The organism is Roseomonas sp. CCTCC AB2023176 (genome assembly GCF_042259275.1).
Lineage (GTDB): Bacteria > Pseudomonadota > Alphaproteobacteria > Acetobacterales > Acetobacteraceae > Roseomonas.
Genome location: NZ_CP170086.1, coordinates 1,199,047 through 1,220,752, shown reverse-complemented (window position 1 = coordinate 1,220,752; position 21,706 = coordinate 1,199,047). Strand labels below are relative to the sequence as shown.

The window sequence follows — 21,706 nt, the reverse complement described above, 5'->3', positions numbered from 1 at the left end:
GATCGCCATGCCGACCGCTGCCTTCACGAGTACCTTCGACGTCGCGGAGCTGACGCTCTACGCCTTCTTCCTGTTCTTCGCGGGACTGGTCTACTACCTACGCCGCGAAGACAAACGGGACGGCTACCCGCTCGTCTCCGACCGCAGCGACCGCATCAAGGTCCAGGGCTGGCCGCCCATCCCCGCGCCGAAGCCCTTCGTCCTGCCGCATGTCGGCCCGGAGATCGTGCCGCGGCGTGAGCGTGACCTGACCGGCCTGATGGTGCCCGGCGCCGCGTGGCCCGGCGCCCCGATGGAGCCGCTCGGAGACCCGATGCAGGACGGCGTCGGCGTCGCCTCCTACGCCGAGCGCAAGGACGAGCCGGACCTGACCTTCGACACGAACGAGCCGAAGATCGTCCCGCTGCGTGCCGCGCCCGGCTATTACCTGGCGACGGAAGATCCGGACCCGCGCGGCTTCGACGTCGTGACCACGGACGGCGTCGTCGCGGGCTTCGTGAACGAGGCCTGGATCGACCGGTCCGAGACCTTCGTCCGCTACCTCGAGGTGACGGTGCCGCGGCCGAAGGACTGGCCGATCGCGCCGCTCGACGCCAACCCGACGGCGCCGCTGCCGCAGGCGGTCGGCGACGACCATCCCGTGCCGATCGAGGAAGCGATGCAGACCGGAACGCGCCGCGTGCTCGTCCCGATGCTGCTGTGCCGCATCGACGGGGGCCAGCGGCGCGTCCGGATCGCCTCGGTCCTGTCGCACCAGCTCGCTGCGGCGCCGGCCATCCGGCATCGCGACGAGATCACGCTGAAGGAAGAGGACCGGATCGCCGGCTACTTCGCCGGCGGCCACATCTACGCAACCCCGGACCGCATGGGACCGCTGCTATGAATGCTGTCGTCCATCCCCGCCTCGACACCACCAACCCGCTGTCGCGCAAGGCGCCGATCCGCGAGCACGAGGGGGAGCCGGTCCGCGGTCTCCCCGAGCGCCTGCCCGCCGGCGAGACCATCCTGTGGCAGGGGGCGCCGGAGGCCGGCCGCCTGGCGCGGCGCGCCTTCCACCTGCGGGGGATCGCGATCTACTTCCTCGTCCTCGCGGCATGGCGCGGCGTCGTGCTGTGGCCGGAAGGGGCCGCGGCGGCGGCGACGGGCGTCGCCCTGATGCTCGCGCTCGGCGCCGTGCCGATCGCAATCCTCGCGCTCCTCGCGCGGCTCTCGGCACGGACGACGCTCTACACCGTGACGGACCAGCGGCTGGTCATGCGGGTCGGCATCGCCCTGCCGCTGACGATCCACATCCCCTTCTCGGCGATCGGCAGCGCCTCGGCGCGCGTCGAGGCGGATGGGTCGGGCGACGTGGTGCTGAGCGTGATGGCGCCGCACCGCGCGTCCTACGTCGCGCTCTGGCCGCACGCGCGGCCCTGGCGGTTCGGGCGGCCGGAGCCGATGCTGCGCTGCATCCCCGACGCGGCCACGGTGGCCGGCCTGCTGTCCCGCGCCCTCGCGGCGCAGGCGGAGCAGCCGGTGCCCGCGATGCCGGTGTCCGATGCCGCGCCGGCCGGCGCGCGGCAGCCCGTGACGGCCTGAGGCGCGCCATGGCCCTCGCTCCGCGCATTCCGCTCATCGGCCTCGCAGGCCTGATGGTATTCTCGGTCGTGGCGGCCGGGGCCTCGCGCCTGTGGGGCCATGCGGACGAGGTGTCGAATGCCGCGCCCGTCCACTCCCGAGACCTTCGGTTCGATGATCGCAGCGACGGTGCCGTGACCGTTCGCGACTCGGCCGGGACCGTCGTTGCCGTTCTCCTCCCCGGCGACGACGGCTTTATTCGCGGCACTTTGCGGGGCCTAGCCCGTGACCGGCGCCGCATGGAAGCCAACCTTGACACTCCTTTTCGTCTAACGGACTGGACAGACGGGCGCATTACGTTGGAGGATCGCTCCACGGGCCGTCACCTGGAGCTTCGCGCCTTCGGCGCGACGAACGCCGCCGCCTTCGGGCGGCTGCTGACGGCCCAGGTGGAGGAGAGCCGCTGACATGGACGACACCGGCCCCGGCAATCACGGCCCCGGACTGCTTTGGCGAGCCTTCGGCTCCCGCTCGTTCGACGTGCCCTGCACGATCGAGATCGAGCGGACGGCCGACAGCCTGCACGCGCATGCCATCCCGGAAGGGGTCGAGCTGCGACCCGGCGACCGGGTAATGGTGCACGGGGCGCCGGACAACGTTCCCTTCGGGACCGTCGTGACCCTTCCGGGCCGCGCCACGGTGCACCGCGCGGCCTGGGCGGAGCGGACCTGGACGACCGCCGTGGCCCTCTTCGAACTGACCGAACTTTATCATTGCGGCTTCGAGCCGAAGGGGGCGCTGGCATGAACGCCGTTTCTCCGGCCGTCCGGGCCGACCTGAACGCCAGCACGAAGCTCGCGGCCACCGACACGGTGCTGGCCCCACGCTTCTACACGACCGACTTCGCTGCCCTGGACCGCATCGACGTGTCCTCCATCCGCGCCGAATGGGACGCGCTGATGGAGGAATTCCGGCGCGACCCGAACCGGGGGCACTTCCGGCGCACGGCAGCCTTCGACGACTTCCGGCTGGCCGACCTGCCGGAGGACCTGCAGACGGAGGTCCTCGATTTCCTCATCTCCTCCGTCACGGCGGAGTTCTCGGGCTGCGTGCTCTACGCCGAGATCCGGAAGCGGGTGAAGAACCCGGACATGCGCGCCCTGTTCGGCTACATGAGCCGGGACGAGGCACGGCACGCCGGCTTCATCAACGACGCGTTGAAGGACCTGGGCGTCGGCGTCGACCTGTCCTTCCTGACGAAGGCGAAGAAGTATCATTACTTCACGCCGAAGTTCATCTTCTACGCCACCTACTTGTCGGAGAAGATCGGCTACGCGCGCTACATCACGATCTTCCGCCAGTTCGAGCGGCATCCGGAGCTGCGCTTCCACCCAATCTTCAACTGGTTCCAGGAGTGGTGCAACGACGAGTTCCGCCACGGCGAGGCCTTCGCCCTGCTGATGCGCGCGAACCCGCACCTCGTCTCCGGGCGGAACAAGTACTGGGCGCGGTTCTTCCAGCTGGCGGTCTTCGCGACGATGTATGTGCGCGACCACGGCCGCCCTGCCTTCCACCGGGCCCTGGGAATGACGCCGGGCGAGTACGACCTGCAGGTGTTCCGGATCACCGAGGAGATCTGCCGGCAGATCTTCCCGGACACGCTCGACGTGGAACACCCGCGCTTCATGGCTGACCTGGAGCGGCTGCGGCTGATCAGCGAGCGGATGTCGGCTGCGAAGGCGCGGGGCGGCATCATCGGGACGGCCCGGCGTATCGGGCACGGCGCCATGGCGGCCGCGACCTTCGCGAGGCTCTACTTCCGGACGCCGCGGCGCGGGACGCTGCGGGACGACGTGCGCCTGGCGCCGGCCTGGTAGCGAATGGTCGAGCACCTCCTCCCGGCCGTCGTGGCGATCTTCCTGTGGTGGTTCGCGACGGGACTGATCCTGTACCTCGACGGCATGCGGCGGGAGACCTTTGCCTATTCCCTCGGCGCGGCGACGCTGCTGCTGGGAGCCGCCGTGTTCGGGCTGCATGCGACAAGCGACCTGGCGACACCGCACGGGGCGGTGGTGGGGTTCCTCGGCGGCCTCGCGATCTGGGGCTGGCTGGAACTGGCCTTCCTGACGGGCTTCGTCACGGGGCCGGAACGGAGCGCCTGCCCGCCCGGCCTGCGTGGCTGGGGACGGTTCGTGCGGGCCACGCGGACGCTGCTGCATCATGAGCTCGCGATCCTGTCGGCCCTGCTCTGGACGGCAAACCTGACCTGGGACGGGCCGAACCGGATCGGCCTCTGGACGGTGCTGCTCCTCTTCGGGATGCGGCTCTCGTCCAAGCTCAACCTGTTCCTTGGCGTGCGGAACTCGAACGCCGAGTTCCTGCCGGATCACCTTCGTTACCTCGGCACCTATTTCGGGAAGGCGCGTGGCAATCCGCTCCTGCCGTTCTCGCTGGCCGGTTCCGTGGCCGTCGCGGGGCTGCTGCTGTGGACGGCCTTCGCCCCCGGCGCGGATTCCTTTACGGCGGTGGGCTTCACGCTGCTGGGCACGCTGGCGGCCCTCGGGGCGCTGGAACATGCCCTGATGCTGCTGCCGCTTCCGGCCACGCTGCTGTGGGGCTGGGGCTTCCGGTCCCGGGGGTTCAGCGCCGAGTTGGGGCAGTGCGACCCCGGCGGGCTGGAGCGCCTGCTGCAGGCCGTGGCGCGCGGGACCTATGGCCGGGTGGACCGCCTGCAGGGTGTGGTGCTGGTCGGCGAGGGCTGGGTCCGGTTCGACGTGGCCGCGGGCCAGCCAAGCCTGTCCCCGGCCGCGGGCCAGGACGGTCCGGGGCGGGTGACCGCGACGGGTCGGGTGGACGGGTCGCGCCTGCGCGCGGCCTTCGAGGCCTGTTCGGCCACGAGAATGAGACGATATCCGGCGTGAACCGCCGGACGAGGGAGAGGGGTTGGGCGATGGACTATCAGGGGTTCTTCCGCCGCCAGATCGACGGGCTGCACCGGGAAGGTCGGTATCGTGTCTTCGCCGACCTGGAGCGTAAGGCAGGGGCTTTCCCGCGGGCGGCGCATCACGGCCAGGGGCCGGGCGAGGTCACGGTCTGGTGTTCCAACGACTACCTCGGCATGGGGCAGCACCCCGTGGTGCTGGACGCCGTGCATGAGGCGCTGGACCGGTGCGGCGCCGGGGCGGGCGGCACGCGCAACATCGGGGGCACGAACCACTACCACGTGCTGCTGGAGCGCGAGCTGGCAGCCCTGCACGGCACCGAGGCGGCGCTGCTGTTCAACTCCGGCTTCATGTCGAACTGGGCGAGCCTCTCGACGCTCGCCGGGCGGATGCCGGGCTGCGTCGTGTTGTCGGACGCGCTGAACCACGCCTCGATGATCGAGGGTATCCGGCAGAGCCGGGCGGAGCGCCGGATCTGGGCGCATAACGACGTGGAGAACCTGGCGAAGCAATTGGCCGACCTCGATCCGGACCGGCCGAAGCTCATCGCCTTCGAATCCGTCTATTCCATGGATGGCGACATCGCGCCGATCAAGGAAATCTGCGACGTCGCCGACCAGTACGGCGCGATGACCTACCTCGATGAGGTGCACGCGGTCGGCCTCTATGGCCCCACGGGCGCCGGCATCGCCGAGCGCGAGGGTCTTGCGCACCGGCTGACCGTCATCGAGGGAACGCTGGCCAAGGCCTTCGGGACGATGGGCGGCTACATCGCCGGCTCCGCCGCGATGTGCGACTTCGTCCGTTCCTTCGCCACGGGCTTCATCTTCACGACGTCCCTGCCGCCGCACGTCGCGGCAGGCGCACTGGCCTCCATCCGCCACCTGCGCGGCAGCAACGCCGAGCGGCAGCGCATGCATGAGCGGGTGGCGACGGTGCGCCGGCGGCTCGACGCGATGGGCGTACCGCACCTGCCGAACCCCAGCCACATCGTGCCGGTGATGGTCGGCGACCCCGTCGCCTGCAAGCGCATCAGCGATGTGCTGCTGGAGGATTGGGGCATCTACGTCCAGCCCATCAACTACCCGACCGTCCCGCGCGGGACGGAGCGGCTTCGGATCACGCCCTCCCCCGCCCATACCGACGCGGATATCGACCACCTGATGAATGCGCTGGGCACGATCTGGGGCGCGCTCGACCTGAAGCGCGCGGCCTGAGCGCCATGGATGGTTTCGGCACCCCGCCCGCGGTCGTGCGGCCTCGCCGGCCGCGCGCGGCGGCGCCGGTGGCGCGCGCGGCACGGCCGGTCTTCTCCTTCTCGGCGCTCGTCGGGCAGGATGAGATGCGGGACGCGTTGCTGCTGGCGGCAGTGGACCCGGCGATCGGGGGCGTCCTCGTCCTCGGCGACCGGGGGACGGGCAAATCCACGGCGGTGCGGGCGCTGGCGGCACTGCTGCCGCCGATGCACGTCGTCGCGGGCTGTCCCTACAACTGCGATCCGGCGAAGCCCGCGGCCTTCTGTGATTCCTGCCGGCGCGGGTCCCGCCGTACGGCGGAGGTGCCGGTCCCCGTGGTGGACCTGCCGCTCGGCGCGACCGAGGACCGCGTGGCCGGCGCGCTCGACATCGAGCGGGCGCTGACCGAGGGCGTGAAGGCTTTCGAGCCGGGGCTTCTCGCCCGTGCGCATCGCGGCTTCCTCTACGTCGACGAAGTGAACCTGCTGGAGGACCACCTCGTGGACCTTCTGCTGGACGTCGCGGCTTCCGGCGAGAACGTGGTGGAGCGCGAGGGGATCTCCCTTCGCCATCCCGCGCGTTTTGTGCTGGTCGGGAGCGGCAATCCGGAGGAAGGCGACCTGCGGCCGCAGTTGCTGGACCGGTTCGGGCTCGCGGTGGAAGTGCGCACGCCGACGGACCTGACCGCGCGTGTCGAGGTCGTGCGACGGCGCGATGCGTTCGAACGCGATCCGGCCGCCTTCGTCGCGGCCTGGGCGGGGAAGAAGCGGCGCTTCGGGCGCGCATCCTCGCGGGGCGGCGCGCGGCTGCCCGAGGTGACAGTGCCCGACGCGGCGCTGGCCGATGCGGCGCGGCTCTGCATCGCGCTCGGCACGGACGGGCTGCGGGGGAACTCACCCTGATGCGCGCGGCGCGTGCACTCGCGGCTTATGAGGGCGACGCGGAGGTCGGGACGGCGCACCTGCGTCGCATGGCGGCACCGGCGCTGCGCCACCGCCTGCGCCGCGACCCGCTGGACGAGGCGGTCGCGACGACCCGCGTGGACCGCGCCGTCACCGAGGTCCTCGGGGGATGAGCCGGCACGCCGCCGTGGACGCCCCGGCGGCGGAAGCAGACGATGCGGTGCTCGCCGCCTGCCTCATGGCGCTGGATCCGGCGGCACTGGGCGGGGTGCGCCTTCGCGCGCGTCCCGGGCCCGTGCGGGATGCCTGGCTGGCGCTGCTGCGTGACCTGACGCCGGAGGTGCCCATCCGCCGCCTGCCCGTGAACGCACCGGACAGCCGGGTGCTTGGCGGGCTCGACATCGCGGCCACGCTGCGGGCCGGGCGGCCCGTGGTGGAACGGGGCGTGCTGGCGGCCGCGCATGGCGGGGTGGTCGTCCTGCCCATGGCGGAACGCCTCCCGCCCGGCATGGCCGCGCGGCTGGCCGCGGTGCTCGATGCGGGGGAGGTCGCGCTGGAACGCGACGGCCTCACGCAGCGGATGCCGGCGCGGCTGGGACTGGTCGCGCTGGACGAGGGCCTGGACGACGAGGCGCCGCCCCCGATCCTGACCGAGCGCCTGGCGCTGCACCTCGATCTCGACGCGGTGCGGTCGTTGCCGGACGCGCCCTATGACGCGACCCGGATCGCCGTGTCCCGCGCGCGCCTCGCGCGGGTGGAGGCGGATGGGGAGGTCGCGCGGGCGCTCTGCGCCGCGGCCGCCTCGCTCGGGATCGGGTCGCTGCGGCCGCCCATCCTGGCGTTGCGGGTCGCCCGCGCGCTCGCGGCGCTGGCGGGACGGGATTCCGTGGCGGCCAGCGACGCTGGCACGGCCGCGCGGCTCGTGCTCGGACCGCGCGCGCGGGTGCTGCCCTCCCCACCCGAAGGGGAGCCGCCGCCTCCGCCAGAAGAGTCTTCCGATCCGCGCGATGGCGGGGAGGAGGAGAACGCGCCCTCCACGCTGGACGAGGTGGTGCTGGCCGCGGCCCAGGCCGCGATCCCGGCCGGGTTGCTGCAGGCGCTCCAGGCCGGGCCGCTCCGGGGGCCTCCACGGCCGGGCGCAGCGGCGCGGCGCGGCGCTCGGCCCGGCGCGGACAGCCGATCGGTGCGGCGCCGGGGGAGCCTCGGCCGGGGGTACGGATCAGCCTCGTCGAGACCTTGCGCGCTGCGGCGCCCTGGCAGGCCCTGCGCGCGCCGTCGCGGTCCGGTGCGCGCCTGTCCCTGCGGCGGGAGGATGTGCGCGTCCTCCGCTTCCGCGAGCGGACGGAGACGACGGCGATCTTCGCGGTGGACGCCTCTGGCTCCTCGGCCCTGCACCGGCTGGCCGAGGCGAAGGGCGCGATCGAGCTGCTGCTGGCCGATTGCTACGCGCGACGCGACCGCGTGGCGGTCGTGGCCTTCCGCGGTGCCGCGGCGGCACTGCTGCTGCCGCCGACCTCTTCCCTCACTCGGGCGAAGCGGTCGCTCGCCGGTCTGCCGGGGGGTGGTGCGACGCCGCTGGCGGCGGGGCTGGACGCGGCGTTGACGATCGCGGAGGGCGAACGCCGCGCCGGGCGCACGCCGCTGCTGGTCGTTCTGACGGATGGTCGCGCGAACATCGCGCGCGATGGCAGCGCGGACCGTTCCAAGGCCGCCTCGGACGCGGAGGCCTCGGCGAAGCGCCTGCGTGCGACGGGAATCGGCGCGCTGCTCGTGGATACGGCCCCGCGGCCGCAGCCCGCGGCATCTCGCCTCGCGGCGGCGATGGGGGCGCGCTACGTGCCGCTGCCGCATGCCGGCGCGGCGTCGCTGTCCCGCACGGTGCGGGAGGCGCGGCCGGCCGCCGGCCGATGAGCGCGCAGCCGTCCTGGGAGCGCGAGGGCCGCGACTGGCCGAACCGGGAGCACAGCCGCTTCGTCCAGGCCGCCGGGCTGCGCTGGCACGTGCAGGTGATGGGGCAGGGGCCGGTCCTGCTGCTGGTGCACGGCACCGCGGCTGCCACGCATTCCTGGCGCGGTCTGGCACCGATCCTGGCGCGGGACTTCACCGTCGTCGCGCCGGACATGCCGGGGCACGGCTTCACATCGGTGGCGCCGACGCGGATGCTCTCGCTGCCCGGCATGGCCGCGGCGCTGCGGGCGCTGCTGGAAGCCGGACGGTGGCAGCCGCAGGTCGCGGTGGGCCATTCGGCGGGCGCGGCGACGTTGCTGCGACTGGCGCTGGACGGCGCGATCCATCCCGACGCGATCGTCTCGATCAACGGGGCGCTCATGCCGATCGGGCGGGAGGCGTCCGACTTCTTCTCCGGCGCTGCGCGGCTGCTGGCGGGCATTCCCTTCGTGCCCCGGCTCTTCGCCTGGGGTGCGGCCAATTCGGGCGTCGCGGCGCGGCTGCTGCGCGATACCGGCTCGCGCCTGGATGAGCGGGGCGTCGAGTACTACGCGCGGCTGCTGCGCCATTCGGGCCACGTCGCCGCGGCGCTCGGCATGATGGCGCACTGGGACCTGCGGCCGCTGCTGCTGGACCTGCCGCGGCTCCGGCCGGCCCTGCTGCTCGTCGTCGGCGCGCGGGACCGCGCGGTCCCGCCGGCCGATGCAGGGCGGGTGAAGGCCATCCTGCCCTCGGCCGGCATCGTTACGGTGCCCGAGACCGGGCACCTGACGCATGAGGAGCGGCCGGAGGAGGTTGCGCGCATCATCCTGGACGCCGCTGAGGGACACCGTGCCGCCGCCTGACATCGCCCTGCCGCCGCAGCACCCGCAGCGCCGCGTGCTGAACGACGAGGCGCATGCGCGGCCCTCGGCGCCGCTCTCGGCGCCGCTCGATATCTCCTACGTCGCCATCATGGGTGACGCGGAGGCGCGGGCGGGGTCGCTGGCGGCCGTGCGGGATCTCGCGGAACGCGCGGGGATCGCGCCGCCGCCGGAGGGGGTGGATGCCTTCGCCCTGGACTTCGGCACCTTCTGGCTTCGCTGGGAACGGCATACGGAGTTCACGCGCTTCGCCATCTCCGTGCCGGCGGACCCGGACGGGGATCCCTTCGCACGGCCGGCGATCCTGGCCTTGCCCGAAGGCTGGCTCTCCGCACTCCCGGGACAGTTGCTGGTCGCGATCCACCTGGCGCTACGCGAGGGCGACGGGGAGGGAATCGGCGCCGTCGCGGCCACGCGCGTGATGGGCGGGGCGGAACCGGTGGGCGCGATGCTGCTGGAAGGCCGCGGCACCGCCTTCACCGACTTCCGCATCGGGCCCGACGGCTTCACGCGCATGGTGCTGCTGAACCACGCGATGACGGCGACGCAGGCCGGCCGTACCGCGCAGCGCCTGCTGGAGATCGAGAGCTACCGGATGCTGGCGCTGCTGGCCTTCCCCATCGCGCGTTCGCTCACGCCCTTCCTGACGCAGCACGAGATGGAGCTGGCCGCGATCGCCGACGGCATGGCCCCCGCGCGATCCGATGACGAGGCGGCGCTGCTGGGGCGCCTGACACGGCTGGCCGCTGCGGTCGAGGCGGAGGAGGCGGCGCATCTCAACCGCTTCTCGGCCTCTTCGGCCTATTACGACCTGGTGCGGCGCCGCATCGCGGAGCTGCGCGAGGTGCGCATCGAAGGGCTGGCCAACTTCGCGGAATTCGTGGAACGACGGCTGGCACCGGCCATGGCGACCTGCACGGCGGTCGCGGCGCGGCACGACGCGCTGTCCCGGCGCGTGGCGCGGGCGACCCAATTGCTCTCGACGCGCGTGGAACTGACGCGGGAATCACAGGTCCTGGCGGTGCTGGCCTCGATGGACCGGCGGGCGAACATGCAGCTACGCCTGCAGCAGACCGTCGAGGGGCTCTCGACCGCGGCGATCACGTATTACGTCGTCGGGCTGATCGGCGGGCTCGCCAATGGTCTCGGCACCGCGCGGTGGGGGGTCTCGCCAGGGCTCGTCACCGCCTTCTCCATTCCCGTCGTCGCCCTCCTCGTCTGGCTCGGGCTGCGACGCGTGCGCCGTCGGGTCGAGGAGACGCGTCCCCATGCGGAGGTCTAGATGGACGCGTTGAACGACCGGCTCGCGGCACCCGCGCTGCATGCGGGCCGGCCCCATGCGGTGATCATCGGTGCGGGCTTCGGGGGACTGGCGGCCGCGGTGCGCCTGGGCGCGCGCGGGTACCGCGTGACGGTGCTGGACCGGCTGGATACGCCGGGCGGGCGGGCGCGGACGCACCGGCAGGACGGGTTCACCTTCGACGCCGGGCCGACCATCGTGACGGCGCCGTTCCTGATGGAGGACCTCTGGGCGCTGCGCGGCCGGCGGCTGTCGGACGACGTCGATCTGCGCCCGCTTTCGCCCTATTACCGCATCCGGTTCGACGACGGCACGACCTTCGATTATTCGGGCGACCGCGAGGCGATGCGGGAACAGGTCGCACGCTTCTCCCCCGGCGACGTGGCGGGCTTCGAGCGCTTCATGACGCTGTCCGAGGAGACTTGCCGCATCGGCTTCGAGCAATTGGGCCACCTGCCCTTTGGCCGCGTCTCCGATATGCTGCGCGTGCTGCCGGGGCTGTTGCGGCTCGGTGCCTGGCGCAGCGTCTACGCCACCGCGGCGCGGTTCATGCGGGATGAGCGGCTGCGGACCGTCTTCTCCTTCCATCCCCTGCTGATCGGCGGCAACCCCTTCACGGCATCCGGCATCTACGCGCTGATCCCTGCGCTTGAGCAGCGCTGGGGCGTGCACTGGCCGATGGGCGGGATGGGACGGCTCGTCGAGGGGCTCGCCGATCTCGTCGAGGATGGCGGCGGCGCTCTGCGCCTCGGTGCCGATGTCGCGGGCATCACCACGCGCGACGGCCGGGCGACGGGGGTGCGGTTGGCCTCGGGCGAGCCGATCGCGGCGGATATCGTCGTCTCCAACGCCGACGCGGCCTGGACCTACCGCCACCTCCTGCCGGATGGCGCGGAGCGGATGTGGTCGCATCGCCGCCTCGATCGCGCGCGTCAGTCCATGGGGCTGTTCGTCTGGTACTTCGGCACGCGGCGCCGCTACGAGGATGTCGGGCACCACACGATCCTGCTGGGCCCGCGCTACCGTGGGCTGCTGGACGACATCTTCCGGCGGAAGCATCTGGCGGAGGATTTCAGCCTCTACCTGCACCGGCCTACGGCGACCGATCCGTCCATGGCGCCGCCGGGACACGACGCCTTCTACGTCCTGGCGCCGGTGCCGAACCTGTCGGGCGACACGGACTGGACGCATCATGCCGAGGCCTTCCGGCAGGCCGTCGCGCGACGCCTTTCCGACACCGTGCTTCCGGGCTTCGAGGCGGAGATCGTCACGTCCCGCATCGTGACGCCGCTCGACTTCCGCGACGGGCTGCTGGCGACGCAGGGATCCGGCTTCGGCCTGGAGCCCGTCCTGTGGCAGAGCGCGTGGTTCCGGCCTCACAACGCCTCCTCCGGCGTGAAGGGCCTGTACCTCGTCGGCGCGGGCACGCATCCCGGGGCGGGCGTGCCGGGTGTCATCTCCTCTGCCCGCGTCCTCGACACGGTGGTGCCGCATGCCTCAGCCCTGGTTTGACGACCTGTCCTGGCGCGGGGCCGCAGCGGCGCGCGCCGACCTGGCGGCCTGCCGCGCGCTGCTGCGGCACGGGTCGAAATCCTTCCACGCGGCGTCGCTGCTGCTGCCGGAGCGGGTGCGGATGCCGGCCTCCGCGCTCTACGCCTTCTGCCGCGTGGCGGACGATGCGGTGGACCTGACGACGGATCGCGCCGCCGGACTGGCACGGACGCGGGACCGGCTGGATCGCGCCTATGCCGGGGCGCCGCTGCCCCATCCGGTGGACCGGGCCTTCGCCCGCACCGTCGCGCGCCACTCCATCCCGCGCGCCCTGCCGGAGGCGCTGATCGAGGGCCTGGCCTGGGATGCGCAGGGGCGACGCTACGAGACGCTTTCGGACCTGCTGGGCTACGCGGCACGCGTGGCGGGTTCGGTCGGCGCGATGATGTCGTTGCTGATGGACGCGCGGGATGCCGACGCGATGGCGCGGGCCTGCGACCTCGGCGCCGCCATGCAGTTGACGAACATCGCCCGAGACGTGGGGGAGGATGCGGCGGCGGGTCGGCTCTACCTGCCGCTCGCCTGGCTGCGGGAGGCCGGGCTCGACCCGGAGGCCTGGCTTCGCGCGCCGGTCGCGAGTGCGCCGCTGCGGGGCGTCGTGCGACGCCTCCTCGACGAGGCGGGCCGGCTCTACGACCGCGGGCTATGCGGCCTCGCGGCGCTCCCACCGGATTGCCGGCCTGCCATCGCCGCGGCCGGCGCGATCTATGCGGAGATCGGTCGGCACATCGCCGCCGCGGGATACGACAGCGTTGCGACCCGTGCCGTGGTGACGGCGCGGACGAAGCTCCGGCTCGCGGCCGGGAGCCTCACGGCGGTGGCCGCGCGCCAGCGGCCGGCCCTGGCCGATCCGCCACTCCCGGAGCTTCGCTACCTCGTCGAGGTTGCAACCGTTTCGCGCGCCCCCATGATCCCTGCGAGAGCGAGCGGCGTGCCGTGGTGGGAACTGCGTGCACGGCTGCTGTGGTCGCTCGAAATCCTCGCGCGGCGACGTAGCGACGTGCGCGGCGCGGTGACCTGACGGATCGGGAGGCTGATATGGTACGTCACGTCCTCGGAGCGGTCTGCCTCGTGGCGGCTGCCTACCTGCTCTGGTCGGCCATGGCGCGACGCCGGCTGGCGCAGCAGCAGGCCGCGGCGGGGATACAGCCGCCGCCGTTGCATCCGTCGCTCACGCTCATGGCGGATCTGGGGCCTTCGCTCATCATCGCCGGGCTGGTCATCGCGGGCGGGCAGACCGTCGTCGCGTTCCTGCTGACCGATGGCGGCGGCGTCTTCTCGCAGTTCGATCTCGCTGGCTTCGTCGCGCTGCTTGTCGCCTACGGCGTCTGGGTGAAAATGAAGGGACGATACCGGGTCGCAACCTAGGTTACAGGACGGCAACCCTCGCGCGGTGGTCGCGTTCCCGGACCTTGACACTCATGGTCGGGGAGTGCGTCCCATGGACTACGTGAATTCCATCATCCCGTGGCAGTTCGGGATGACGTTCCTTGCCGTCATCGGCGTTCTGATCTGGTATCTTAAGCGGGCCCGCGATAGCCGGGCGGCCCGCGGAGAGCAGGGCCACGTCAGCCATCCGCCGCCGGACCAGAACACGCCGCAGAACCGTACGCCCTGATCCGCCCACGGCCTGTCGGCAGAACCCTCTACAGCGAGGATTGCCGGCAGGATGTGAAGCCATAATACACCCGGCGGCGTGGCCGCCGGGCTCCCCTCAGCCCAGCGTCCGCCGGTAGAGGTGCCACGTCGAGTGGCCGAGAACCGGGATGACGATCGCCAGCCCCACGAGCACCGGCAGCGACCCGAGGACGAGCAATCCGGCCACGATCAGGCCCCACACCGCCATCGGCACCGGGTTGGTGGCGACGGCGCGGATGGAGGTGCGGATGGCGGCGACGGTGCCGACGTCGCGTTCCAGCAACAGGGGAAGCGACACGACGCTGACGGCCAGCGCGGCGACCGCGAATACAAAGCCGACGACGTTGCCGATGAGGATGAGGCGGTAGCCCTCCGGCGTTCCCGTCGCGACCCGCCAGAGGTCGCCGAGGGAGGCCGGGTGATCCGCGCCGATCGTCGAGCGGAAGATCCATTCCGCCGCGAGCAGCCAGGCGGCGAGAAGCAACAGCAGGACGAGCCCCACACCGATGATGGAGCCGAGGCCGGCCGAGCGGAACACGTCCATGCCGTTCCAGACGCTCACGGGCAGCCCCTGTTCCCGTCGCCGGCTCATCTCGTAGATACCGAGGGCGGCGATGGGACCGACGAGCGCGAAGCCCGCGACAAGCGGCCAGACGATCGTCAGCAGATCGCGGCCCGCCGTGACGTAGCCCAGGGCGAGGCCGACGACAGGATAGATCAGCGCGAGAAAGAAGAGCTGCGTCGGCGTCTCCAGGAAGTCACGCCATCCCTGGGCGAGGGAGGCGGTGACGTCCGCGATGGTGATCCGCCGCACCTGTGGTTCGGCTGCGTGGAACGAAGCATGGGACGCGAGATCGGACATGCCGCGGACTCCTTCGGCCGGCGCTCCGGCACGCCGCGGCGACATCGCCGCGGTGGCCCCAGGGACGCGCCCAACGCAGGGCCGCCGAAGGGACCTGACTTGCGGAACCTAGCGTCGGGGCCACACCCTGGGCAGGGAAATCACACAAGCGTGTTCCGGGAGGGTATCGGGTGGAGAATGCCGGGCTGATCGAGATGACCCTCGTGTTCCTCCTCGCGATCGGCTTGGGGCTGCGGGAGTTGTGGTCGCTGCGCCGCGACAGGCGCCGTGCGGAGCGCGAGGATCGCGCGCCGCGTTGAACGCCGATCAGCGGAACGCGCGGGGGACGCGGAAGGGCAGCATGGCCTGGACGACCGGCATGGCGAAGCGGTCCAGGAGAAGGCTCTCATGCACCGCGACGCGCTGTACGCCCTGCAGCCGCGTCGAGAGGACGGAGCGAGAATAGAAGGGCGTGTCCTCCAGCGTCTTCGTGACGCTTGCCTCACCGCCTTCGGCGCGCGTGCGGCGGGGGACGCGCCAGATGCGCGTCGACGGCAGGGCGGTACGGGGCGGGGCGGGGGCGTCGCGGACGTCGCCGTCGCGGGGTGCCAGCAGCGAGAGGCCCTGCGTCGTGCCGTCGCGCCGCGTCGCCTCGTAGAGGATCGCGGTGCCATCGGCGCCGGGGGCGCGGCACCAGTCCCATTCGACGAAGTCGCGTTCCAGCGGTGCGTCGCCGTCGTTCGTGTCGAGGTAGGCGGCGCCGGACCATCGGAGGCCCGGGCTGTCCATCGCGACTTCCGCCCGTGCGACGGGGGCGATGGGGCGCCAGCGGTGGCGCCCCGCGGAGTCCAGCGCGAAGCCGCGCGTGTTCACCGCCGTCGGGATCACGCAGATCGTACCGCGCAGGCGCGAGGGGATGGGGGCCGTCACCTCCTCGATCCGGATGGTCAGCGCGGTGCCGTCCCATTCCAGGCTGCTCGGGCCGATGGACAGGTGCGTGGCGTCACGGCGAACGGAGGAGCGGGGGCGGTCGGTCAGCGACCAGCGCCGCGGCGCGCCGTAGAGCGAGACGTTGACGGCCGCGTGGTTCAGCGGGTCCGTCGGCCCGCGTCGCCGCGCGAGGGCGTACCAGGGCGAGAAGACGGAGCCGAGGAAGGCAATGATCGTGATCCCGCGCGCGCCGTCGTCGCTCAGCGCGTCCACGTACCACCAAACGTAGCCGTCCTGCGCGACGTCGGGGTCGAAGCGCGGGCCACCGTTCAGGCCGAGGCCGTTGCGCGTCGTGGGAAGTGTGCCGCCGTCCATCAGCCCGCTCTCCGCATGCGTGTTCCGAGATCCGCGACGATGCTCTCGGCGGCCAGGCGGCCGGACATGGCGGCCATCGGCACGCCCGCGCCGGGATGCGCGCCGCCGCCCGCGAGGTAGAGGCCGGGAATTGCCGTGCGCGCGCCGGGTCGCGCAAAACTGGCCGCCCAGCCATGGGGAGGAGCGCCGTAGAGGGCGCCGCCCGTACCGGGGAAGCGGCCTTCCCATTCGCGCGGCGTCGTGACGACGCTGTCCACGGGCGTCAGCCGCAGGCCGCACCGTTCCATCAGGCCGAAGGCGGCGTCGCGGCAGGCGGCGAGGGAGGCCTCGTCGGAACCGTCGCGGTCACCGTTCGGCGGTGCGTTGACGAGGACCAGCAGGCGTTCCGGGCCAGCCGCTCCATCGCCGGAATCGTCCCGGTCCTGCGCGCAGACGTAGACGGTGGGGTCGGTGGGAAGCGTGCCGCGGTCCAGCAGGTCCCGGAACTCCGCGGCGTAGTCGCCGGAGAAGAAGACGGTGTGGCGGGAGAGCGGGAAACCCCGCGCTTCCGCCACCATCGCCCAGGTCACGGCGGAGAGCGAGCGCGCGGCCTGACGGGGGACGGCGCGCGCGGCGTCCCGGCCCAGGAGCCCGCCGGCGAGCGCACCGGAGTCGCCGTTGGAGATGACGACGTCCGCTGCGATTTCCTCCCCGCCCAGGAGCCTGACGCCGGCGGCGCGGCCCCGACGGACGAGGATTTCTTCCGCATGCGCGCCGTAGCGGAAGGACGCGCCGTGGCGCGACGCGATCGCGGCCAGCGCGGTGGCGACGCGGTGCATCCCGCCTTCGACGAGCCAGACGCCGTCCTGCTCGACATGGGCGACGAGCATGAGGGTCGCGGGCGCGAGGAACGGCGAGGCACCGCAATAGGTCGCGTAGCGGCCGAAGAGCTGCCGCAGGCGGGGATCGCGGAAATGCGTGCCCAGCGCATTCCAGAGTGTCGTGAAGGGTGAGATGCGCCAGAGGTCCAGCATCCCGAAGGGTCCCGCCGACATCGCGAGCGACATGGGCGTGGGCCTGGGCGAGCGAAGGAACGGGCCTTCCAGCGTGCGGTAGATAAGGCGTGCGCGGTCCAGGAAGTCGCGGAAGCCCCGCGCCTCGGCCGCGCCGGCGAAGGTACCGATCTCGGCTTCGGAGCGCGCGGGATCCGCGAAGAGGTCGAGCCGTTCGTCCGCGCTCCAGGCGTGGCGGGCGAGGATGTCGGCCCGGCGGGTGGTGACCTCCGCGTCGAGCGCGGTGCCGAGGGCGTCGAAGAGTTCCTCGAAAACCCAGCGCATCGTGAAGACGGTCGGGCCGGCATCGAGACGACGGCCGGCGACCGCTTCTTCCCGCATCTTTCCGCCTGGCGACTCGGCGCGCTCCAGCACCGTCACGTCCAGGCCACGCGCGGCGAGCAGGGCGGCCGCGGCCAGACCGCCAATTCCCGCGCCGATGACGGCGACCCCTGTCACTCAGCGGCGATCCTCATTGACCTGAGTGTCAGTATAGGTTGACAATCGGATACGACAACCGCTCTAGACGGGGTCGCAGGGAGGCACCGCCATGGACGCCATCAACCCGATCGAACGTAGCCTCGCCGCGACCGTCGGCCTTGCTTCCAGCCCCGGAAGCCCGCCGCGACTCGCGGAGGCGATGCACTACGCTGTCTTCCCCGGCGGGGCGCGCGTGCGTCCGCGGCTGTGCCTCGCCGTCGCCTTGGCGATCGGCGGCGCGCCCGCGGGCGTCGCGGAGGCCGCTGCCTCCGCCATCGAACTGCTGCACTGCGCTTCCCTCGTCCATGACGACCTGCCCTGCTTCGACGACGCGGAGACGCGGCGCGGCAAGCCTTCCGTCCATCGCGCCTACGGGGAGCCGCTGGCGGTGCTGGTCGGCGATGCCCTGATCGTGATGGCCTATCAGGCGCTTGCGCGGGGTGCCGCGACCGCGCCGGACCGGCTGGTGACGCTGCTCGAGGTGCTGAACGGCGCGGCGGGCGTGCCCTTCGGCATCGCCGCGGGACAAGCCTGGGAATGCGAGCCCGACCCGGACGTCTCGGTCTACGAGCAGCAGAAGACAGGTTCGCTCTTCGCCGCAGCTTCCGTCGCGGGCGCCGCCGCGGCCGGGGTGCCACACGAGGAATGGCGCCGCTTCGGCGCCGCGCTGGGCGAGGCCTATCAGGTGGCTGACGATCTACGGGACGCGCTGTCGAACGAGGCGGAACTGGGCAAGCCTGTCGGTCGCGATGTCGCGCTCGGCCGGCCCAACGCGGTGCGCTCCTTCGGCGTGCCCGGTGCGATCGCGCGGCTGGAAGCCATGGCGCGGGAGGCGGCCGATGCCGTTCCAGCCTGCGCCGGGGCGGACCAACTGCGCGCGCTGGTCGGGCTGGAGGTCAAGCGCCTGATGCCCGCGCGACAATCGCGCGTGGTGGCCTGACCATGCCGCCTGCGGAGCTGGCCGGGGCGGGTCCCGTCTCGTCGCTCCGCGAGCGCGTGCTGGCGCTGCGAGACCGGCTGGTGCCGGACCCGCGCTTCCGCCGCTGGGCCGCGCGTTTTCCGCCGACGCGGATCCTGGCGCGGCGGCGGGCCGCGGCGCTCTTCGATCTCTGCGCGGGCTTCGTCTACTCGCAGGCGCTGCTGGCGCTCGTCCGGCTACGGGTTTTCGACCTGCTGCGCGATTCGCCGCTGACGGCGGCGGAGGTTGCGGCGCGGCGCGACCTGCCGGTGGCCTCGGTCGAACGGCTGCTCTCCGCCGGCGTCGCGCTCCGGCTCCTGGACCGACGCAGCGGCGGACGGTTCGGCCTCGGCCCGCTCGGCGCGGCGATGCCGGGGAATGCGGGGCTGGAGGCGATGATCGAGCACCACGCCGTCCTCTACGCCGACCTGGCTGATCCCGTGGCGGTGCTACGCGGCGGGGAAACCGGCCTGTCCCGCTACTGGGCTTACGCCCGCGCCGAGTCGCCCGGCGCGCTGCGGGCGGAGGACGTCGCCGAGTACTCCGCGCTGATGGCTGCGTCGCAAGCCATGATCGCCGAGGAAGTGCTCGACGCGTATCGCGACCTGCGCGGGCACCGACGCCTGATGGATGTCGGCGGCGGGGAGGGCGCCTTCCTGGCCGCCGCCGCGGCACGCGTGCCCTCGCTGCGCGTCACGCTGTTCGACCTGCCGTCCGTCGCCGCCCGCGCCGCGGCGCGCTTCGCACGGGACGGGCTTTCGGACCGGGCCGAGACCGTTGGCGGCGACTTCCGCACCGATGCGTTGCCCGGCGGCGCCGACCTAATCTCGCTCGTCCGCGTGCTGCACGACCATGACGACGATGCCGCTCACGGGCTGCTGCGCGCCGCCCACGCGGCCCTGCCGCCAGGGGGCCGGCTGCTGCTGGCCGAACCGATGGCGGGCACCGCGGGCGCGGAGGCGATGGGGGACGCGTATTTCGGCCTCTACCTTTTGGCGATGCGGTCCGGGCGGCCGCGGGACGAAGGCGAGCTGCGGCGCTTCCTGGAGGAGGCGGGCTTCGCGCGCGTTCGTGCCTTGCCGACGCGGGTGCCGCTGCTGGTGCGGGCCCTCGTCGCTGATCGGACGATCTGAGTGTCAATAAGAGTTGACACTTCAAGCCGTCCTGTTAACCTGACAAATACGCCGGAACAAGGGAGGGCGAGGAGCGTGACGATGGACACGGTTGCCGTCCTGCTGCACCGACCGGAGCACCTCGCGCTCCAGCGTCTCGACCTCGCCGAACCCGGCGATGCCGACGTGACCGTCGATGTGCGCTGGAGCGGGATCAGCACCGGCACCGAGCGTCTGCTCTGGACCGGCGCGATGCCGGACTTCCCCGGCATGGGTTACCCGCTGGTGCCTGGGTACGAGTCGGTTGGTCGCGTCACGCGGGCCGGCCGCGACTCCGGGCGCCGTCTCGGGGAAACGGTCTTCGTCGGCGGCGCGCGCTGCTTCCCGGTGCGCAGCCTGTTCGGCAGCACCGCCGCGCGACTGACGGCGCCGGGTGCGCGTGTCGTGCCGGTGCCGGAGAGCCTCGGTGAGCAAGCGATCCTGCTCGCGCTGGCCGCGACCGCGCGGCACGCCATCGCTGACGGAATGCCGGACCTGATCGTCGGCCACGGTGTGCTCGGCCGCCTCGCGGCGCGGCTGGCCGTGGCGGCAGGCAGCGCGCCGACGGTGTGGGAGCGTAACGCCGGCCGTGCCGCAGGCGCGCTTGGCTACGACGTCCTGACGCCCGAAGCCGACCCGCGCCGGGACTACGGCCGGATCCTCGACGTCAGTGGCGATCCGGACCTGCTGGACGCGCTGATCGCGCGGCTGCGGCCGGGCGGCGAGGTCGTGCTCGCGGGCTTCTACGCGAAGCCGCTGACTTTCTCCTTCCCGCCCGCCTTCATGCGGGAAGCGCGGCTGCGCGTCGCCGCGGAGTGGCAGCCGGCCGACATGGCCGCGGTCACCGCGCTCGTCGCCGAAGGGCGGCTCGACCTCGACGGCCTCGTCACGCACCGGCGCGACGCGGCGCAGGCGCCCGATGCGTATCGCGTCGCCTTCACCGACTCCGACTGCCTCAAGATGGTCCTGGACTGGAGCAACGTCGCATGAATGCACACGTGGGTTCCGCCAGTGCTGCCCCGCCGAACATGACGGAGGCGCTGCGCGCGGAGGCGGCGATCGAGCCCGACGCGCCGATCATCGGTGAGGTCAAGAAGCAGACGCAGATCATCGCGATCTACGGCAAGGGCGGCATCGGCAAGTCCTTCACCCTCGCGAACCTGTCCTACATGATGGCGCAGCAGGGCAAGCGCGTCCTGCTGATCGGCTGCGATCCGAAGAGCGACACGACGTCGCTGCTGTTCGGTGGCAAGGCCTGCCCCACGATCATCGAGACCTCCTCCCGCAAGAAGGCCGCGGGTGAGGCGGTGAAGATCGGCGACGTCTGCTTCAAGCGCGACGGCGTCTTCGCGATGGAGCTCGGCGGGCCCGAAGTCGGCCGCGGCTGCGGCGGGCGCGGCATCATCCACGGCTTCGAGCTGCTGGAGAAGCTGGGCTTCCATTCCTGGGACTTCGACTACGTCCTGCTGGACTTCCTCGGCGACGTGGTCTGCGGCGGGTTCGGCCTGCCGATCGCACGGGACATGTGCCAGAAGGTCATCGTCGTCGGATCGAACGACCTGCAGTCGCTCTACGTCGCGAACAACGTCTGCTCGGCCGTCGAGTACTTCCGCAAGCTCGGCGGCAATGTCGGCGTCGCCGGCCTGGTCGTGAACAAGGATGACGGCACCGGGGAGGCACAGGCCTTCGCGGAAGCTGCGGGCATCCCGATCCTCGCCGCCATCCCCGCGAACGAGGATATCCGCCGCAAGTCCGCGAACTACGAGATCGTCGGCAAGCCCGGCAGTCCCTGGGCCTCGGTCTTCGAGGAGCTGGCGGAACAGGTCGCCATCGCCCCGCCGCTCCGCCCGACGCCGCTGACGCACGACGGGCTTCTCGGCCTGTTCAAGGGCGAGGCGGTCGGGCGCGGCGTGGTGCTCGACCCCGCGACGATGGAGGACATGTGCGGCACGGAAGCCGTCACGAAGCCCTCCCTCGAAGTGGTGTACGAGGGGGCCTGAGC

General features: G+C 72.2%; 22 protein-coding genes and 2 pseudogenes. 21 read left to right on the top strand and 3 right to left on the bottom strand.

Annotated features, from left to right (window positions below; genetic code table 11):
* The first annotated feature begins 7 nt into the window (after positions 1 to 7).
* The 16 genes and pseudogenes from puhA to ACE7GA_RS06045 all read left to right on the top strand — a co-directional run bounded on the left by puhA (position 8) and on the right by ACE7GA_RS06045 (position 13,918).
* Positions 8 to 883 carry a photosynthetic reaction center subunit H gene (puhA, locus tag ACE7GA_RS06120; protein WP_376097114.1) on the top strand — a complete coding sequence of 292 codons (876 nt, stop codon included), beginning with the start codon at positions 8 to 10 and terminating at the stop codon, positions 881 to 883.
* The gene (puhB, locus tag ACE7GA_RS06115; RefSeq protein ID WP_376097111.1) at positions 880 to 1,581 is read left to right on the top strand and encodes a photosynthetic complex putative assembly protein PuhB; all 702 of its coding nucleotides are present in this window, start codon (positions 880 to 882) and stop codon (positions 1,579 to 1,581) included. The genes puhA and puhB overlap by 4 nt, the downstream gene beginning before the upstream one ends.
* 8 nt (positions 1,582 to 1,589) lie before the next feature.
* On the top strand, positions 1,590 to 2,027 hold the full coding sequence (puhC, locus tag ACE7GA_RS06110; RefSeq protein ID WP_376097108.1) for a photosynthetic complex assembly protein PuhC: 438 nt from the start codon (positions 1,590 to 1,592) through the stop codon (positions 2,025 to 2,027).
* A 1-nt stretch (position 2,028) separates the two neighbouring features.
* Entirely contained in the window at positions 2,029 to 2,367 is a 339-nt protein-coding gene (locus ACE7GA_RS06105) for a hypothetical protein (protein WP_376097105.1), read from the top strand.
* On the top strand, positions 2,364 to 3,437 hold the full coding sequence (acsF, locus tag ACE7GA_RS06100) for a magnesium-protoporphyrin IX monomethyl ester (oxidative) cyclase (RefSeq protein WP_376097102.1): 1,074 nt from the start codon (positions 2,364 to 2,366) through the stop codon (positions 3,435 to 3,437). The genes ACE7GA_RS06105 and acsF overlap by 4 nt, the downstream gene beginning before the upstream one ends.
* 3 nt (positions 3,438 to 3,440) lie before the next feature.
* Entirely contained in the window at positions 3,441 to 4,481 is a 1,041-nt protein-coding gene (gene puhE, locus ACE7GA_RS06095) for a putative photosynthetic complex assembly protein PuhE (RefSeq protein WP_376097099.1), read from the top strand.
* Positions 4,482 to 4,510: 29 nt separating this feature from the next.
* On the top strand, positions 4,511 to 5,719 hold the full coding sequence (gene hemA, locus ACE7GA_RS06090; RefSeq protein ID WP_376097096.1) for a 5-aminolevulinate synthase: 1,209 nt from the start codon (positions 4,511 to 4,513) through the stop codon (positions 5,717 to 5,719).
* Positions 5,720 to 5,724: 5 nt separating this feature from the next.
* Positions 5,725 to 6,812, top strand: a pseudogene (bchI, locus tag ACE7GA_RS06085) (magnesium chelatase ATPase subunit I).
* Positions 6,809 to 7,555: pseudogene (gene bchD / locus ACE7GA_RS06080) on the top strand (magnesium chelatase ATPase subunit D); the annotation flags it as partial. The pseudogenes bchI and bchD, both read left to right, overlap by 4 nt.
* 398 nt (positions 7,556 to 7,953) lie before the next feature.
* Positions 7,954 to 8,550 carry a VWA domain-containing protein gene (locus tag ACE7GA_RS06075; protein ID WP_376097093.1) on the top strand — a complete coding sequence of 199 codons (597 nt, stop codon included), beginning with the start codon at positions 7,954 to 7,956 and terminating at the stop codon, positions 8,548 to 8,550.
* Positions 8,547 to 9,431 carry an alpha/beta fold hydrolase BchO gene (gene bchO, locus ACE7GA_RS06070; protein ID WP_376097090.1) on the top strand — a complete coding sequence of 295 codons (885 nt, stop codon included), beginning with the start codon at positions 8,547 to 8,549 and terminating at the stop codon, positions 9,429 to 9,431. Before ACE7GA_RS06075 ends, bchO begins: the two co-directional genes overlap by 4 nt.
* Entirely contained in the window at positions 9,418 to 10,731 is a 1,314-nt protein-coding gene (locus ACE7GA_RS06065) for a DUF3422 family protein (RefSeq protein WP_376097087.1), read from the top strand. Before bchO ends, ACE7GA_RS06065 begins: the two co-directional genes overlap by 14 nt.
* A complete protein-coding gene (crtI, locus tag ACE7GA_RS06060; RefSeq protein ID WP_376097084.1) occupies positions 10,732 to 12,261 on the top strand; it encodes a phytoene desaturase family protein in 1,530 nt (509 codons plus the stop codon).
* Positions 12,242 to 13,321: a phytoene/squalene synthase family protein gene (locus ACE7GA_RS06055; protein WP_376097081.1), complete on the top strand. Its 1,080-nt coding sequence runs from the start codon at positions 12,242 to 12,244 to the stop codon at positions 13,319 to 13,321. The genes crtI and ACE7GA_RS06055 overlap by 20 nt, the downstream gene beginning before the upstream one ends.
* A gap of 17 nt (positions 13,322 to 13,338) precedes the next feature.
* Positions 13,339 to 13,668 (top strand): hypothetical protein, encoded by a 330-nt coding sequence (locus ACE7GA_RS06050; RefSeq protein WP_376097078.1) that lies wholly within the window; start codon positions 13,339 to 13,341, stop codon positions 13,666 to 13,668.
* Positions 13,669 to 13,741: 73 nt separating this feature from the next.
* Positions 13,742 to 13,918 (top strand): hypothetical protein, encoded by a 177-nt coding sequence (locus ACE7GA_RS06045; RefSeq protein ID WP_376097075.1) that lies wholly within the window; start codon positions 13,742 to 13,744, stop codon positions 13,916 to 13,918.
* 96 nt (positions 13,919 to 14,014) lie between these two features.
* On the opposite strand, the gene ACE7GA_RS06040 is transcribed toward ACE7GA_RS06045, so the two are convergent.
* On the bottom strand, positions 14,015 to 14,800 hold the full coding sequence (locus ACE7GA_RS06040; RefSeq protein ID WP_376097072.1) for a DUF2189 domain-containing protein: 786 nt from the start codon (positions 14,798 to 14,800) through the stop codon (positions 14,015 to 14,017).
* Positions 14,801 to 14,970: 170 nt separating this feature from the next.
* Between ACE7GA_RS06040 and ACE7GA_RS06035 the strand changes: the two genes are divergently transcribed.
* Entirely contained in the window at positions 14,971 to 15,099 is a 129-nt protein-coding gene (locus ACE7GA_RS06035; protein ID WP_376097069.1) for a hypothetical protein, read from the top strand.
* A gap of 7 nt (positions 15,100 to 15,106) precedes the next feature.
* On the opposite strand, the gene ACE7GA_RS06030 is transcribed toward ACE7GA_RS06035, so the two are convergent.
* Together ACE7GA_RS06030 and crtD are read right to left on the bottom strand one after the other, a co-directional pair.
* On the bottom strand, positions 15,107 to 16,084 hold the full coding sequence (locus ACE7GA_RS06030; RefSeq protein ID WP_376097066.1) for a carotenoid 1,2-hydratase: 978 nt from the start codon (positions 16,082 to 16,084) through the stop codon (positions 15,107 to 15,109).
* Positions 16,084 to 17,574, bottom strand: coding sequence for a 1-hydroxycarotenoid 3,4-desaturase CrtD (gene crtD, locus ACE7GA_RS06025; protein WP_376097063.1), 1,491 nt, complete (start codon positions 17,572 to 17,574; stop codon positions 16,084 to 16,086). Before crtD ends, ACE7GA_RS06030 begins: the two co-directional genes overlap by 1 nt.
* A gap of 91 nt (positions 17,575 to 17,665) precedes the next feature.
* Here crtD and ACE7GA_RS06020 point away from each other — a divergent pair, with 91 nt between their 5' ends.
* The 4 genes from ACE7GA_RS06020 to ACE7GA_RS06005 all read left to right on the top strand — a co-directional run bounded on the left by ACE7GA_RS06020 (position 17,666) and on the right by ACE7GA_RS06005 (position 21,704).
* Complete coding sequence (locus ACE7GA_RS06020) at positions 17,666 to 18,535, top strand: polyprenyl synthetase family protein (protein ID WP_376097060.1); 870 nt, start codon at positions 17,666 to 17,668, stop codon at positions 18,533 to 18,535.
* 2 nt (positions 18,536 to 18,537) lie between these two features.
* Entirely contained in the window at positions 18,538 to 19,686 is a 1,149-nt protein-coding gene (locus ACE7GA_RS06015) for a methyltransferase (RefSeq protein ID WP_376097057.1), read from the top strand.
* A gap of 81 nt (positions 19,687 to 19,767) precedes the next feature.
* Positions 19,768 to 20,694: a chlorophyll synthesis pathway protein BchC gene (gene bchC, locus ACE7GA_RS06010; RefSeq protein ID WP_376097054.1), complete on the top strand. Its 927-nt coding sequence runs from the start codon at positions 19,768 to 19,770 to the stop codon at positions 20,692 to 20,694.
* Positions 20,691 to 21,704, top strand: a complete 1,014-nt coding sequence (locus ACE7GA_RS06005) for a chlorophyllide a reductase iron protein subunit X (RefSeq protein WP_376097052.1) — start codon at positions 20,691 to 20,693, stop codon at positions 21,702 to 21,704. The genes bchC and ACE7GA_RS06005 overlap by 4 nt, the downstream gene beginning before the upstream one ends.
* The last annotated feature ends 2 nt before the right edge of the window (positions 21,705 to 21,706 follow it).

What these genes read in the sequence shown, in the direction of transcription:
- puhA (WP_376097114.1), top strand. Translation starts at nt 8, where the DNA reads ATGCCGACCGCTGCCTTCACGAGTACCTTCGACGTCGCGGAGCTGACG.
- puhB (WP_376097111.1), top strand. Translation starts at nt 880, where the DNA reads ATGAATGCTGTCGTCCATCCCCGCCTCGACACCACCAACCCGCTGTCG.
- puhC (WP_376097108.1), top strand. Translation starts at nt 1,590, where the DNA reads ATGGCCCTCGCTCCGCGCATTCCGCTCATCGGCCTCGCAGGCCTGATG.
- ACE7GA_RS06105 (WP_376097105.1), top strand. Translation starts at nt 2,029, where the DNA reads ATGGACGACACCGGCCCCGGCAATCACGGCCCCGGACTGCTTTGGCGA.
- acsF (WP_376097102.1), top strand. Translation starts at nt 2,364, where the DNA reads ATGAACGCCGTTTCTCCGGCCGTCCGGGCCGACCTGAACGCCAGCACG.
- puhE (WP_376097099.1), top strand. Translation starts at nt 3,441, where the DNA reads ATGGTCGAGCACCTCCTCCCGGCCGTCGTGGCGATCTTCCTGTGGTGG.
- hemA (WP_376097096.1), top strand. Translation starts at nt 4,511, where the DNA reads ATGGACTATCAGGGGTTCTTCCGCCGCCAGATCGACGGGCTGCACCGG.
- bchO (WP_376097090.1), top strand. Translation starts at nt 8,547, where the DNA reads ATGAGCGCGCAGCCGTCCTGGGAGCGCGAGGGCCGCGACTGGCCGAAC.
- crtI (WP_376097084.1), top strand. Translation starts at nt 10,732, where the DNA reads ATGGACGCGTTGAACGACCGGCTCGCGGCACCCGCGCTGCATGCGGGC.
- ACE7GA_RS06055 (WP_376097081.1), top strand. Translation starts at nt 12,242, where the DNA reads ATGCCTCAGCCCTGGTTTGACGACCTGTCCTGGCGCGGGGCCGCAGCG.
- ACE7GA_RS06050 (WP_376097078.1), top strand. Translation starts at nt 13,339, where the DNA reads ATGGTACGTCACGTCCTCGGAGCGGTCTGCCTCGTGGCGGCTGCCTAC.
- ACE7GA_RS06045 (WP_376097075.1), top strand. Translation starts at nt 13,742, where the DNA reads ATGGACTACGTGAATTCCATCATCCCGTGGCAGTTCGGGATGACGTTC.
- ACE7GA_RS06040 (WP_376097072.1), bottom strand. Translation starts at nt 14,800, where the DNA reads ATGTCCGATCTCGCGTCCCATGCTTCGTTCCACGCAGCCGAACCACAG.
- ACE7GA_RS06030 (WP_376097066.1), bottom strand. Translation starts at nt 16,084, where the DNA reads ATGGACGGCGGCACACTTCCCACGACGCGCAACGGCCTCGGCCTGAAC.
- ACE7GA_RS06020 (WP_376097060.1), top strand. Translation starts at nt 17,666, where the DNA reads ATGGACGCCATCAACCCGATCGAACGTAGCCTCGCCGCGACCGTCGGC.
- ACE7GA_RS06015 (WP_376097057.1), top strand. Translation starts at nt 18,538, where the DNA reads ATGCCGCCTGCGGAGCTGGCCGGGGCGGGTCCCGTCTCGTCGCTCCGC.
- bchC (WP_376097054.1), top strand. Translation starts at nt 19,768, where the DNA reads ATGGACACGGTTGCCGTCCTGCTGCACCGACCGGAGCACCTCGCGCTC.
- ACE7GA_RS06005 (WP_376097052.1), top strand. Translation starts at nt 20,691, where the DNA reads ATGAATGCACACGTGGGTTCCGCCAGTGCTGCCCCGCCGAACATGACG.